The sequence below is a fragment of the Microbulbifer rhizosphaerae genome, from assembly GCF_014191725.1.
GTDB lineage: Bacteria > Pseudomonadota > Gammaproteobacteria > Pseudomonadales > Cellvibrionaceae > Microbulbifer > Microbulbifer rhizosphaerae.
Genome location: NZ_JACHWZ010000001.1, coordinates 92362 through 106911, shown reverse-complemented (window position 1 = coordinate 106911; position 14550 = coordinate 92362). Strand labels below are relative to the sequence as shown.

Genomic DNA, 14550 nt, shown 5'->3' with positions numbered 1-14550 from the left:
CTCCTCAGGTAATCGGGTTGTGCACCGTGACGAGCTTGGTGCCGTCGCGGAAAGTGGCTTCCACCTGCACTTCGTGGATCAGCTCACTGACGCCATCCATGACCTGGTTTGCGCGCAGGATTTCCCGGCCGTAACTCATCAGCTCAGCCACCGTTTTGCCGTCGCGGGCGCCCTCGATAATTTCCATGGTGATCAGCGCCACCGCTTCCGGATAGTTCAACTTGAGCCCGCGCGCGAGGCGGCGCTCGGCCAACAGCGCCGCGGTAAACACCAGCAGCTTGTCCTTTTCTCTCGGCAGTAATTCCATAATTCCCCCAACAGATAACCGACAGGTTCAGGTCGACCAGATGCGCGGCGGGCAGGCCTCGCGCCCCAGCAGCGGGGGCCGCAACAGCGCCCAGAGTCGCGCCAACAGCTGCCGTACCGCAAAGGCGCAGCGGCCCAGGCAGCGCACCACCTGGAATTCCCCCACCGCTGTGATCGCCCCCAAACAATCCGGTGCGGTTTCCCGCAGCAGGGTGCGGCACTGCGCCAGCACAGATTCGTCCGGCGCCCGAGCGAAGGGGCCCATTACTAACAGGCCGGTGACGGGAAAGCCGCGCAACCCGGCCGCCGCCGATAGCAGGTCCGCCCCTGCGCCGTTCTGGTCAAGGTCGAGGCGCTCCACAAACAACGGCAGCCCGTCGCGGCGGATTTCCAGCCGCTGGGTCAACGCACCCGCGCCGAAACTTTCACCACAGGCCGGCAAACCCAGCGAGGTGATCTCCCAGCCGGCAAAGCGGCTCTCCCCGGTGAGTTCCACAACTGTGTCCAGGCGTCCATCGGCTCCCGGGTAGACAATATTTTCCAGCGGCAGCCATTCCAGCGAACTGCCCGCCGCGAGCCGCAAGCGGACCTCCTGGCACTGCTTCAGTCCGTCGCCGCGGGCCCGGTACACACGCCCGGCGCCGGTGGTGGTCACCAATGCGCGCGCGCCGGTCTCCGCCTGCACCTGGATATTTAGTTGGTCCCCGGAAACCAACCCTCCCGGCGGGTGCAGCAGGTAGACGTGCGCCAGGTCGCGTCCCTCGGGGTAAAACGGCTTCTGCACATACAGCGGGCCGCGATGGCGGCTGTGCGCGAGCCGGCATCCGCCCCCGGATTCCTGGAACCTGAGATCCAGCCCCGCGTACCAGCGACTGTCCACAGCGGGCGGAATTTCCGGTCTTTTTGCAAGCGCGAGCTGGTTCATGAAAATCGGTCACACACTGCGAATACACCCAGGCAAACAGGATCAAAATCGTTGCGGCAGGATATAAACAAGAACAGGCAAGAATGGGTATGCGTCAATTGACGTAGTTTCTTGCGCCCGACACCCGAAGCTGCCGCACCCTGCTGGGGGCCCGGATTCACTTGGTATGAACAAGCTCTTTGGCAGGAACCCCGGAAGTTTCCCGGTCAAACGCACCATATTGGTATTACAGTGCCGAAATAGTGCACAAACTCAGGTTTACTTCCGCGTCAGAAAAACTCTGTTCCCCAATGCCCCAAACGTCACAATAAAAATTAAAAACTTTCTATTTCAACGAGGTAACGGCCAGAACCGTATTTTCGTATCAATTTAATCGGCCACAAAATACCCGATTTGGTAAAACCACCCGGTTGCGCACCAAAAAAGTTCATGCAAATATTGTCATACCATATGACACTCAAAGTCATATTGGTCAGGCAATGCTGCCATACCCATTGCCCGGCAACGTGAGCTGAACCCGGAAGTGCCGGCAGACGCAGATTCGGTGATTCGTTTTCCAGGGGGGATTCAATTTGAATTTCGCGCGGTACAAGGCCCCTGCAATCCAGGCCCCGGGACCGGCTCTTTTCACTTAAAAGCCGTATAACGACAAGGACGAGAGAATCAGCGATGAAAATTCCATTCCACAACACCCCATTGCGCGGCTGGCTGTTTGCCCTGATCGCGCTTTTATTCACCCTGCCCTCCGGCGCGCTGGCGCAGCCGGAAGGCTTCGCCAACCTCAACGGCGGCACCACCGGCGGCGCCGGCGGCAGCTCGGTGACCGTGAACAACGGCACCGCCCTGCAGAACGCCATCAACAATGCCTCCGGCCCCATCACTATTTACGTCGACGGCACCATCACGCCGGGCAATTCCTCCGACAACAAGATCAATGTGAAAGATACCTCTGATGTATCGATCATCGGCGTCGGCAGCCGCGGTCGCTTGAATGGTATCGGCATCAAAATCTGGCGCGCCAGCAACGTGATCATCCAGAACCTGACCATTCACCAGGTGAACATAGGAGACAAGGACGCCATTAGTATCGAGGGACCGGCCAATAATATCTGGGTGGACCACAATGAAATCTACGCATCCCTCAATGTCGACAAGGACTATTACGACGGCCTGCTCGACAGCAAACGGGGCGCCCAGTACATCACCATTTCCTACAACTATTTCCACGACAGCTGGAAGGCCTCGCTGCACGGTTCCTCCGACAGCGACAGCGGCAACCGCTATATCACTTTCCACCACAACCGCTGGGAAAACATCAATTCCCGCGCGCCGCTGTTCCGCTTCGGCTACGGGCATATTTACAACAACTACTACAACAATATCGAAAGCACCGGCATCAATTCCCGTATGCGGGCGCTGCTGCGGATCGAGAACAACGTGTTCGAGAATTCGCAGAACCCCCTGGTGTCTTTCTACAGCGCCGAAATCGGCTACTGGGACGTGCGTGGCAATATTTTCAACAATGTGCGCTGGGTGAGCGGCGACGGTGTCACCGCCGGGCCCAACGTCTCCTCTACCACCACCTATGACCCGCCCTACGGTTACAATCTGGATTCCGCCAGCAGCGTCAAAGACCGTGTCATCGCCTGCGCCGGCGTCAACAAGGGTTCCGATTGCGGCTCCGGTGGTGGCGGTGGCGGCGGCGGCAACAACGGCACCGTCAACGGCACCTACCGCATAGCGCCGGTCCACAGCGGCAAGACCGTCGACGTGGCCTCCTGCGGCTCCAGCGGCGGCACCAATATGCAGCAGTGGAGCTGGCTCAATAACAACTGCCAGAAGTTCAACATCACCCCGGTGGACGGCATCTGGCACCGCATCTCACCGGTCAATGCCCCGGCCATGGCCCTCGATGTGGACTCCTTCTCCACCAGCAACGGCGGCAATATCATGCTGTGGGAATATTTGGGCGGATGGAACCAGCAGTTCCGTTTCCAGGGCGCCGGCAGTGGGCGCTGGCGGATCATCAACCGCAACAGCGAACTCTGTATGGACGTGTCGGGTGCTTCCAGCGCAGACGGCGCCAATATCCTCCAGTGGACCTGTATCGCCGGAAGTACCAATCAGCAGTTTGAGTTGATTCGCCAGTAGCCTTCAGCTTACATGCGCGCCAGTAACCACTCGCCCCATCGAGACTCGGACAAGAGCACCAGAGTCTGATGCGAAGGCGCTGATACCGGGGGAAGTTTGCGGGACTGTTGGCGAGAGGGACCTCGCCGACAAGCCTACAGGGATGTATTCACGGCGTGTCCCGCAAACTTCCCCCGGTAGCAGGGCCGCCCAGACCTTTCTTACTGGCAATAGCGGGAAAAACAGAATCCAAAATTGGATGATGCCGCAACCACCGGCGTCACTTTTGGGCAAGACCGGCGCCAGCCCATCTCACTAGGATGTCCCGGAGCGGTGATGGGACTACCCTTTCACCGGAGCCACTGCCTGTTGAGATGCCAGCGAGAATGCCAATGTCCGATAAAACACCGCCATCCGAATTCGCCTATACCCACAAGGTTTTCAACCAGGTGCCCCCCCTTACCGGCCACAATCTCTACGCCGGCGACGCGGCGCTGCGTGAAACGGTTGAGCACAACGGCGGCCATTGGGCGGAGGACGACCTGCAGCGCTACGGGGAAGTGTGCGGGCGCCCGGAGATGATCGAGCGGGGCTATCTGGCCAATGAATTCAAACCCATCTTCGAAAGCCACGACCGCATAGGCAACCGCATCGACCTGGTGCGCTACCACCCCACCTACCACCAACTGATGCAGCTGGCCCTGTCCGAGGGACTACACAGCGCCCCCTGGACCGATCCCAAACCCGGCGCCCACGTGGTGCGCGCGGCCAAGTACTACCTGCACAGCCAACTGGAGGCCGGCCACGGCTGCCCGGTAACCATGACCTTCGCCTCGGTGCCATCCATCAGGCTGAACCCGAAGTTGGCGGAGGAATGGCTGCCCAAGGTGACCGCCCGCGGTTACGACTCCAGCAACCGGCCGCACACGGAAAAGTCCTACCTCACTATCGGCATGGGCATGACCGAAAAGCAGGGCGGCTCCGATGTGCGCGCCAATACCAGTACCGCCACACCGGTCGGCGACGGCGCCTACGAGCTGGTGGGCCACAAATGGTTTATGTCCGCGCCCATGTGCGACGCCTTTTTGATGCTTGCCCAAGTGGAGAAAGGAGAGACAGCCGGCGGTCTCAGCTGTTTTCTGGTCCCCCGCTGGCGCCCGGACGGGACGAAAAACCCGCTGCAAATACAGCGACTGAAAAACAAATCCGGCAACGTGTCCAACGCCTCTTCGGAAGTGGAGATGCGCAGCGCTTTCGGCTGGCTGGTCGGCGAGGAGGGCCGCGGAGTCAACGCCATTATCGAGATGGTCGCGGTCACCCGCTTCGACTGCATGATCGGCTCCTCCGCCGGCCAGCGCCAGGCCGCGCTACAGGCGATCTACTACGCTGGACACCGCGACGCCTTCGGCAAAAAACTGCGCGACCAGCCGCTGATGCAAAATGTGCTGGCGGACCTGCAATTGGAGGTGGAGGGGTCGGTGGCCATCACCATGCGCACCGCCCGCGCGCTGGATCACCTGGACAAGGAGCAGGAAAAACTGCTGATGCGCCTGGGCACCGCGGTGGGCAAATACTGGATCTGCAAGCGCACTCCGCACCACGCCTACGAGGCCATGGAGTGCCTGGGCGGCAACGGCGTGGTGGAAAACTTTATCACCGCGCGCCTGTACCGCGACGCGCCCATCAACGCCATCTGGGAGGGCTCCGGCAATATCCAGGCGCTGGACGTGCTGCGCGCCATCGAAAAGACCCCTGCGGCGCTGCTGGCCTGGTACGACGAACTGGAACGGAGCGCCGGCGCCGACTCATGCCTGGACAGCGCCATCGCCGGGCTGAAAAAACAGATGGCGGACATGGACGACCTGGAATACCGGGCCCGCCACCTGGTGGACCAGATGGCACTGACCATGCAGGCCCACCTGCTGGTCCAGGGAGGCAACAGCGCGGTGGCGGAGGCTTTTATCGCCTCGCGACTGAAAAACACCGGCGCTCACAACACCGGCTGCCTGCCGCGGGGATTGGAGATCGAAACCCTGATCGAGCGCGGCGACCCGCTCTCCGTTTAGTTTTTCCTGTAGGAGCGGCGGGCGGCCCTCCGCCGTGGGGCGAGCGCCAGGGATGGTGCGAGTCAGCAGGCTTCCCGGCATTCCGAAACATCGATCGCGGCCAACGGCGGAGGGCCGCCCCGCCGCTCCTACAAGTTGGACACTCCGTCCGATTGAGAAAACCGATTATTCCCAACTCAAGTTTCGGGGTTCGCGGAACCAGCTTTGGTGCTATTGAGTAGGGCCGCACCCTGTGGGAGCCAGCCCTGCTGGCGAAAAATGGCGTTGCCATTTAGCACTGTCTTTTCGCCTGCAGGGCAGGCTCCCACATTGAATGAATTAATAGAGGTAGACCGCACCGCTACCTTCTGCGGAGTTGTCGGCCTGGTCACCGTTGATGCCGGTGGCGGAACTGTCTTCCCAGGTAGCACCTACCGCTAGGATGCCGCCATCCGACGACAGAGCGAGGTTGGTACCAAACTGATCATCCGCCTCAGCGTTCGAGGCCTTGATATACGACTTCAGGGACCAGACACCAGCACTTTGGGTGAACAGGTACACCGCACCACTGCCACCTGCGGAGTTGTCCGCCTGGTCGCCATTAATGCCGGTGGCGCTGCTATCCTCGCCGGTTGCACCTACCGCCAGGGTGGCTCCGTCGGCCGACAGTGCGAGGTTGAGACCAAACACATCAATATTTTCCACATTCGAGGCTTTGATATAGGCCTGCTGGAACCAGGTATCGCCGCTTTGGGTAAACACATAGACGGCACCACTGGCATTTGCCGAATTGTCCGCCTGATCGCCATCAATACCCCCGGCGCTGCTGTCCTCGCCACGGGCACCTACCGCCAGGACGCCGCCATCGGCCGACAGTACAAGACTGGAACCAAACTGGTCGCCTTTCCCCGTGTTCGAGGCTTTAATGTACGCCTGTTGGGCCCAGGCACCACCGCTTCGGGTGAACATATACACCGCACCACTATTCTCCGCGGCGTTATCCGCCTGGTCACCACCAATGCCGGTGGCCGAGCTGTCCTCCTGGGGGGCGCTTACTGCCAGGAGGCTGCCGTCTGACGAGAGAGCAATCTTTTTACCAAACTGCTCCACACTTTCAGTATTCGAGGCCTTTATATAGGCCTGCTGGGCCCAGGTATCGCCGCTTTGGGTGAACACATACACCGCCCCGGCGGCGGTCGCCAGGGAGTTCGTTTGATGGCCATCAATACCGATAGCGCCACTGTTCTCGAACGGTGCACCTACCGCCAGCGTGGTGCCGTCTGGTGATAGCGCCAGGCCTTCGCCAAAATAGTCACCCTCCTCAGTGTTCGAGGCCTTGATATACGCCTGCTGGGCCCAGGTATCGCCGCTTTGGGTGAATACGTATACCGCGCCGGCCCGAGAAGCCGAATTGTCCGCCTGATCGCCATCAACGCCGGTGGCGCCGCTACCTTCCCGAAGTGCACTTACCGCCAGGACACTGCCGTCTGACGACAGGGTGAGGCTGGTGCCAAACTCATCGCCCTCTTCAGCATTCGAGGCTTTGATATAGGCCTGCTGGGACCAGACACCGTCGCTGTTGGTAAACACATAGACCGCGCCAGCGGCGCTATCCTCCCAGACGGCGCCCACCGCCATCACACGACCGTCCGCCGACAGGGCGACCTGGTTGCCGAACCCGTCGCCAGCCTCAGTATTCGAGGCTTTGAAGTACCCCACCGCCTCGGCCAGGAAGCCGGTTACAAACATTTCATCGGAATCGGTACAGCCCAGGCTGTTGCAGGCCTGTAGGATGTAGCTTGCGTTTACCCGCTGGGGTAGGGAGACCGTCAGGTTATGTTCGGTGCTGTCCGCCGGGATCACGGCCACCTCGCCGTAACCGGACACGCCATCGGGGTTTTCCAGCAGGCGGTATTCTGTTTCCTCAGACACATCACTCCAGCTGAATGCGAAGGTTTTCGTGGCTGTGGGGGTCAGGGTGGCCGCTGGTGCCGGTGGAGCAGCGGTTACTGGATCTTCGCCACCGTCATCCTCTCCTCCGTCATCCTCTCCTCCGTCATCCTCTCCGCCAACATCTTCTCCGCCGACATCCCCGCCACCGACATCTCCACCACTACCGCTACCGCCGCCACCGCCACCGCCACCGCCACCGCCACCGCAGGCGGACAGAAAAACCAGGCATAGGGCAAGAAGACAGATACGTTTTATCCAGATCACGAGTGTTTCCTTTTAATGGTTTTATGTAGTGCATTCCGAAAGCCGCGGATTCGACAAATCGAATGGCGCACCGAAGGTGCAGTGACAGTCGACCGCATGGGTATTTTGATGAGCCGATCAAGGTAGGTATGGGGCAGGCCTGAACCTGCCCCCGTTTTCTTACCGGTCAATGAATGAATTAATAGAGGTAGACGGCGCCGCTACCTTCTGCGGAGTTGTCGGCCTGGTCACCGTTGATGCCGGTGGCGGTGCTGCTTTCATCCCATGCACCTACCGCCAGGACGCTGCCGTCCGACGACAGGGCGATCCCGGAGCTGCCGAACAGGTCACCCCCCTCGGTGTTCGGAGCCTTAACATAGGCTTGTTGGGACCAGGTGCCAGCGTTTTGACTGAACAGGTACACCGCACCACTGGAATCTGCGGAGTCATCCGCCTCGTCGCCATTAATACCGGTGGCGCTGCTATCCTCAGCCTCTGTGCCTACCGCCAGGACGCGGCTGTCTGCCGACAGCGCGAGGCTAGCACCGAATCGGTCAAACTCCGCTGCATTCGAGGCCTTGATATACGCATGCTGGGACCAGGTATCACCACTTTGGGTGAACACATACACTGCCCCGGCGAAGTCAACGGCGTTGTCCGCCTGATTGCCATCAATGCCGGTGGCAGCGCTGTCCTCTCCCGTTGCTCCTACCGCCAGGACATGGCCGTCAGACGACAGCGCAAGACTGCTACCAAACCAGTCGTTTTCCTCGGGGTTTGAGGCCTTGATATACGCCTGCTGGGACCAGGTGCCATCGTTACGGCTGAACACGTACGCCGCGCCACTGTTGGTCGCTGAGTTGTCCGCCTGATTGCCATCTATGCCGGTGGCAGCACTGTCCTCGTTATTCGCACTTACAGCCAGGACATTGCCGTTCGACGACAGTGCGACCCTGTGACCAAAATAATCCGACTCCTCGGTGTTCGAAGCCTTGATATATGCCTGCTGGGACCAGGTATCACCACTTTGAGTGAACACGTACACCGCACCGGAGGCGGAAGCGGAGTTATCCGCCTGATTGCCATCGATGCCGGTGGCGCTGCTATCCTCTGCATAGGCACCTACTGCCAAGGTACTACCGTCGGCCGACAACGCGAGGCTGTCACCAAACTCATCACTTTGCTGGGTATTCGACGCCTTGATATGCGCCTGCTGGGACCAGACGCCAGCGCTTTGGGTGAACACATACACCGCGCCACTGTTGAATGCGTTGCTACTCTCGCCACGGGCACCTACTGCCAGAACGCCTCCATCGGCGGACAGTGAAAGACTGACACCAAAAAAGTCCCAATGTCCCGGGTTTGAAGCCTTGAGATAGGCCTGCTGGGTCCAAACACCATTGTTTTGTGTGAATACGTACACCGCGCCGCTGTATTCCACGGAGTTATCCGCCTGGTCACCATTGCTACCGGTGGCGCCGCTATTCTCCTGGGCAGCAGCTACGGCCATCACACGGCCATCCGCCGACAGGGCGACCTGGAATCCGAACAGGTCATCAGCCTCGGTGTTTGAGGCCTTGAAATACCCCACAGCCTCGGCCAGGGAACCGGTTACGAACAACTCGTCAGAATCGGTACAGCCCAGGCTGTTGCAGGCCTGGAGGATATAGCTTGCGTTTACCCGCTGGGGCAGGGAGACCATCAGGTTATATTCGGTGCTGTCAGCCGGGATCACGGCCACTTCGCTGTAGCCGGAGTCGCCATCGGGATTTTCCAGCAGGCGGTATTCGGTTTCCTCAGATACATCACTCCAGCTGAATGCAAAGGTTTTCGTGGCTGTGGGGGTCAGGGTGGCCGCTGGTGCCGGTGGGGCAGCGGTCACTGGATCTTCGCCACCGTCATCCTCTCCTCCGTCGTCCTCTCCTTCGTCGTCCTCTCCTCCATCGTCCTCTCCTCCATCATCCTCTCCTCCATCATCCTCTCCTCCATCATCCTCTCCTCCGACATCTTCTCCGCCGACATCCCCACCGCCGACATCCCCGTCACCACTACCGCCGCCACCACAGGCGGAAAGAAACATCAGGCATAGGGCAAGAAGACAGATACGTTTTATCCAGATCATGAGTGTTTCCTCTTAACGGTTAATGTAATGAATTCCGAAAGCTGCGGATTCGACAAATCGGAAGGCGCACCGAAGGTGCAGTGACAGTCGATCGCATGGGTATCTCGATAGGCCGATCAAGGTAGGCTTGGGCAGGCCTGAACCTGCCCCGATTCTTTTCCGGTCAATCAATGAATTAATAAAGGTAGACAGCGCCGCTGTGCGGCGCTGAGTTGTCGACCTTATCCCCGTTGATGCCGGTGGCAGAGCTGTATTCCTGGAAAGAGTCGACTACCAGTACGCCGCCGTCCGGCGACAGTGCGAGGCCAGAGCCAAACTGATCGTCCGCCCCAGCCCCCGGCAGAGATAGTAGTGCTTCAAATTTGGCTCTAACTTCAAATTTGACTCTAAATACACAACAATTTTTTCACAAAAAATGCACCCACATAAAGTGAACTCATTGCAGGCAAGCTAACCAATACCAGCTTCAGATTAATTCAAAGGGAAACTTATCAGAGATTTGCGAGTCACTTTCTTCCTGGAGTGCTATTAATAATAAAGGCGCGCCGTAACTACTCACCCACAGAGAACCCATGCCGGTTAAAGGGAGCCTGCTTGTAGACCTTATGGATGGCAATGCTTATGAAATAGGCAGCAATCCATGAAGCCCGAGGGATTGGTCAATATTTGATCCGAAAGAAAAAGCCTTTTTTCTCAAATAGTTGCAGTGCAAATGCAATCCATATCAGGAGCCTGCTTGCAGGCGATCAAATCGCCTGGAGCGAGTTGGCGCAGCGAAGCTGCCCGAAGGGCCGAGCACAGGGATGTGCCCGGTAAATGGCTACGGAGTTCTGTTCTTATTCGCCTGCAAGCAGGCTCCTACAGGGGGTGAGTAGTTACAACGCGTCTTCATATTGCAATATTAGATATATCTTGCCACTGGAGATCAGTAAGGGAATCAGATAGTAGAGGGACGTATATTCTCAAACAGAAGTGAGAAATCTGCTCCGCAGTCAGCTCAAGGCTTTGATAAACGTATACTTTTTTATCTGGTTCTCTACCCAAAAATCGGTCATAGACATCTTTTAAAAAGGCGCCCTCAGGCATCATTATCATCGGTCGTTTAGTGTCTATTTTGTAGCCGCTTTGAGGAAACCAGCTGTAAAGAATCTTATTTATCGTATGCTCACTGAGAGGGCCCTGGTGAAAAAAACGTGCATAAACCCCGCCTTGAATAGCAACCTGCTTTAATGTTGAATTTTTCACCTTTCGAATATCATCAACCAGCAACATTGCCAAAAAATTTTTTTGGTTACTTGCGTGTTCAATTTTATTTATGTCAGAGAACGAAAGCGCAAAACGTTCCAGCTGGGGCCTGGTATTAAAGGACGCATCTAAAGATTTGCAAAGTTTCTTAATTGCATCCCAAACGGAAGGGTCGGATTTCTCGTTGAGATTCGTTGCAGAGTAAGCTGCTAATGCACTACAGGGCATCACATTGACTAACTCTTCTTTTATATTCGAGCAAATTCTATTTACGCGAAATTGATTAAAAAAAGGCTCGCTGCCATAGTAGGTTTGTCTATACCGGGTTGGAGTGAGAGAATAATACTTCTTGAAAGCCTTTAAAAATCCAGTCTGAGTGACAAATCCTGAACCAATAGCAATATCGTTTATTTTTTCCTGAGTTTGAATAAGCTTGTTGCTCGCATTCAGAAGCCGAACTCTTAGCAGGTATTCCGACCATGTTTCTCCAGTCACTTCACTGAATAGCCGTTGGAAATGGAATTTAGAGTAGTGTGAAATTTCACTTAAAATGTTAACGTCTAATTTTTCAGCGTATTCTTGTCGAATATAGGTAATCGCGGAGTCTATACTAACTCTCTGGCGGACAACATTTTTAAAGTCCTTTCTGCGAGGCATATTAATCTCTTCGATATGAAATTATTTTCATATGCACAGTATATCAGGTCGGAATTCCATGTAAAAGGATAAGGAATCAAACCCTATAAAGGATAGTTAAACATCCATATAATCAACTTCTTATGGAAGCTCTGAATAAGTAACCTTTCGTCATTCCGACGAAGGCCGGAATCCAGCAGCCCCAATGAGTCCCAGTAGCTGGTTCCCGACCTTCGCCGGGATGACAGATTGTTCAGGCCTTCCCTAAGTTAAGATTAGGTATTAAGGAAGAAGACAGTGAGCAATGAGAAAACGCAAAAAATCCCTTACCGAGGGAGAAAAGCAGTTCCTTCCCATGTCTGGAGAAATTGACCCGAAAGAGGGCAAGGCGCGGCGAAATGCAATTCCGCTAAGTTAGGTGGGGCAAATATCAGGCCATAATCAGACCGGCTTCAGCACCGCCATCAAAACCACTCCACCCACCAGGCACAGGGCCAGCAACCCGTAAAGCATACGGTGAGTGGCATCGGCCGCTTTCATGGCGCCGATGCCGGCACCGATATAGCCGAGGATCAGTATCAGCTTGACCATCAGCCAATTCGCCTGCAGCGGGGATAGCCGGTAGAGGACGGCGAGGCTGATGCCAGATAACAGCAACAGTGTGTCAATCAGGTGCGGGGCGGGCTTGATCCATCGGGCCTGGACAAACCCTGCCTCCATCTGCCGGCCCAGAAAACGCAGAATGAAAAAGCTGATGGAGATCACTACCAGGGTAATGTGCAGGTGTTTGAGCAAGAAAACCATCAGCCTATCCTCAACAAGCGCACCATGTGCTTTGCTTTGCCTTGCGGCAACAGGTCCGCCAGGGTGTATTGATCCAGCACCTTGAAAAAGGCCTCCAGCGCTTCGGCAAACATCCGCTTGAGTTCGCAGGCGGGGGTGATCACGCATCCCCTGCCGTTGCTGAAGCATTCGACCAGCGCCAGGTCCTGCTCGGTGTCCCGCACCAGGTGGCCGAGATTGATGTCCTCGGGTCTGCCGGCCAGGCGCACGCCGCCGTTTTTGCCGCGGATGGCGGTCAGGTAGCCCTTGTTATTGAGATCCTGCACCACTTTCATCAGGTGATTTTTGGAGATGTCGTAACTCTCGGCAATCTCGCGAATGGTGGCAAGCCCCTCGCCCTTGAGCGCCAGGTACATCAGCACACGCAGGGAATAATCGGTATAGCGGGTGATATGCATGGTTCAATCTCGTTATCCGGGGCGGCCATCCGCCCGGGGGCCGCTCAGTATCGGCCAGTAAAGTGCCACAAACAGGCCAAAAGCCAGGACCCAGGCGAGCGCCGCCAGGAACAGTCCCAGGCGGAAGTCGATGACCTGCGCAGCGACCAGCAGGCGAAGCAGCGCGGCAGCGGTGATCGCCAGGTAAATCCACAGACCGAAAGGGATCAGCTTCAGCGGGCGTCCGGTGTGGCCCACCGCCACGCGGGTCATAACCCCCAGCAGCAACGTGCCGATGGCCCCCACTCCCAGGGTGTGCTGCCAGACGCTGTCCGGCAGGAAACCGGTGAGCATCGCCAGCGCCCGCAGCATCAGGCCCAACACAATCCAGGCATAGGCCAGGTGCAGAATCCATAACAGGGGCTCTTTGCGTACCCGCCAGCCCGCCCAATGCCAGAGACGCAGGCCGTTGCCCAGGGCCGCTATCAGGACCACCAGGCCGGTCATCTTTTCCGGCGCGCCCAGCGCATCCAGAGGGATCAGCAACGCGATGGAAATCAGTGCGATGCCCTCGATCCACACCGGGCGGGCCACCCAGTCCGGAGAGCCCCCGTGCATGCGCAGCCAGTTGGCGGAAAAGGCCGGAATAATGCGCCCGCCAATCACCGCCATCAACAGCAGGATCAGGTCAAAGCCCAGTTGTTCACCGGTGTTGAGCAGGCCGGTTCGCCCACTGGCAAAGCCCAGGTGCATCAGCAGGTTGCCGATAAACAGCAGCGTGAGCACCGCCACCAGCACCAGGTTGCGCCGGTTGTTGTGCTGGACCAGTACCCGCAGGAGGTAGAGCGCCAGCACCGGCAGAAATGCCAGGTCCACCAGCGCCACCAGCCAGGCCGGAATCCAGGAGGCCAGCCACATAAACACCCGCCCGGACAGCCACAGCAGCACCAGTAACAGCAGGCGCCGGCCCCTGAGAGGTGGCGCACCGGTCCAGTTGGTGACGGCGGTCAGCAAAAAGCCGGCGATGGCAGCGGATACCAGGCCGTACAGCATCTCGTGGCTGTGCCACTTGAACGGCGACCAACCCAGGGGAAGCGGCCAGCCGCCGAAAAGAAATCCCATCCAGCCCAGTATCACCACCACCGCGTAGACGCCGGTAAGCAGGAAAAAAGGCCGGAATCCGTAAGCCAGCAGCGCAGGAGGTTGGGCGTTTTGCATCAGCGGACTCCCCGCGGCTGCGGACGGGTTGAGAGCCAGGCTCCCACCAGGACAAACAGCAGGCCGGTAAACAGCAGCACCCACTGGGCGGCGCCCAGCAGCCAGAGGCCCAGCCAACTGGTTGTCATAAGGCCCAGGGCTGCAACCTTGGCTTTTAAGGCCACGGCGCCCTGGCTGCGCCAGGCATGAATCGCCGGGCCAAATCGCGGGGACTCCTCCAGCCAGCGGCCCAGCCGGGGCGAAGCTTTGGGGGCGGCCCAGGCCGCCAACAGTAGAAACGGTGTGGTGGGGAGCAGAGGCAGTATGGCTCCCGCCGTCCCCAGCCCCAGGCAACTCCAGGTCAGACACAGCCAGGGCAGGCGCCGCAGTAGACTGGCGTTCATCGCGTACTTCCAATCAAATGATGCATTTAATTTATATCTTTGCGCCAGGCACTTCAAGGCCGTAGATGGAAGGGGCCTTGATCCAGATCAAGAGCCCACCCTCTTAAGATAACTATTGTTTGCA

Annotated in this window: 11 protein-coding genes; 2 read left to right on the top strand and 9 right to left on the bottom strand. The window is 57.8% G+C overall.

Annotated elements, in window-relative coordinates:
* Positions 1–4: 4 nt before the first annotated feature.
* Together FHS09_RS00295 and FHS09_RS00290 are read right to left on the bottom strand one after the other, a co-directional pair.
* Positions 5–307, bottom strand: coding sequence for an urease subunit gamma (locus tag FHS09_RS00295; protein WP_183455552.1), 303 nt, complete (start codon positions 305–307; stop codon positions 5–7).
* A gap of 27 nt (positions 308–334) precedes the next feature.
* Complete coding sequence (locus tag FHS09_RS00290; protein WP_183455551.1) at positions 335–1231, bottom strand: urease accessory protein UreD; 897 nt, start codon at positions 1229–1231, stop codon at positions 335–337.
* Positions 1232–1900: 669 nt separating this feature from the next.
* Here FHS09_RS00290 and FHS09_RS00285 point away from each other — a divergent pair.
* Both FHS09_RS00285 and FHS09_RS00280 read left to right on the top strand, forming a co-directional pair.
* On the top strand, positions 1901–3382 hold the full coding sequence (locus FHS09_RS00285; RefSeq protein ID WP_183455550.1) for a pectate lyase family protein: 1482 nt from the start codon (positions 1901–1903) through the stop codon (positions 3380–3382).
* Positions 3383–3753: 371 nt separating this feature from the next.
* A complete protein-coding gene (locus FHS09_RS00280) occupies positions 3754–5427 on the top strand; it encodes an acyl-CoA dehydrogenase family protein (RefSeq protein ID WP_246394196.1) in 1674 nt (557 codons plus the stop codon).
* Positions 5428–5745: 318 nt separating this feature from the next.
* On the opposite strand, the gene FHS09_RS00275 is transcribed toward FHS09_RS00280, so the two are convergent.
* The 7 genes from FHS09_RS00275 to FHS09_RS00245 form a co-directional block, all read right to left on the bottom strand.
* Positions 5746–7623, bottom strand: coding sequence for an integrin (locus FHS09_RS00275; RefSeq protein ID WP_183455548.1), 1878 nt, complete (start codon positions 7621–7623; stop codon positions 5746–5748).
* Positions 7624–7801: 178 nt separating this feature from the next.
* A complete protein-coding gene (locus FHS09_RS00270) occupies positions 7802–9724 on the bottom strand; it encodes an FG-GAP repeat protein (RefSeq protein ID WP_183455547.1) in 1923 nt (640 codons plus the stop codon).
* 888 nt (positions 9725–10612) lie between these two features.
* Positions 10613–11626, bottom strand: a complete 1014-nt coding sequence (locus FHS09_RS00265) for a helix-turn-helix domain-containing protein (protein ID WP_183455546.1) — start codon at positions 11624–11626, stop codon at positions 10613–10615.
* 420 nt (positions 11627–12046) lie between these two features.
* A complete protein-coding gene (locus FHS09_RS00260; RefSeq protein ID WP_183455545.1) occupies positions 12047–12409 on the bottom strand; it encodes a SirB2 family protein in 363 nt (120 codons plus the stop codon).
* Entirely contained in the window at positions 12409–12846 is a 438-nt protein-coding gene (locus FHS09_RS00255) for an RrF2 family transcriptional regulator (RefSeq protein ID WP_183455544.1), read from the bottom strand. Before FHS09_RS00255 ends, FHS09_RS00260 begins: the two co-directional genes overlap by 1 nt.
* A gap of 12 nt (positions 12847–12858) precedes the next feature.
* A complete protein-coding gene (locus FHS09_RS00250; RefSeq protein ID WP_183455543.1) occupies positions 12859–14043 on the bottom strand; it encodes an NnrS family protein in 1185 nt (394 codons plus the stop codon).
* Positions 14043–14426: a DUF454 family protein gene (locus FHS09_RS00245; RefSeq protein ID WP_183455542.1), complete on the bottom strand. Its 384-nt coding sequence runs from the start codon at positions 14424–14426 to the stop codon at positions 14043–14045. Before FHS09_RS00245 ends, FHS09_RS00250 begins: the two co-directional genes overlap by 1 nt.
* Positions 14427–14550 lie beyond the last annotated feature (124 nt).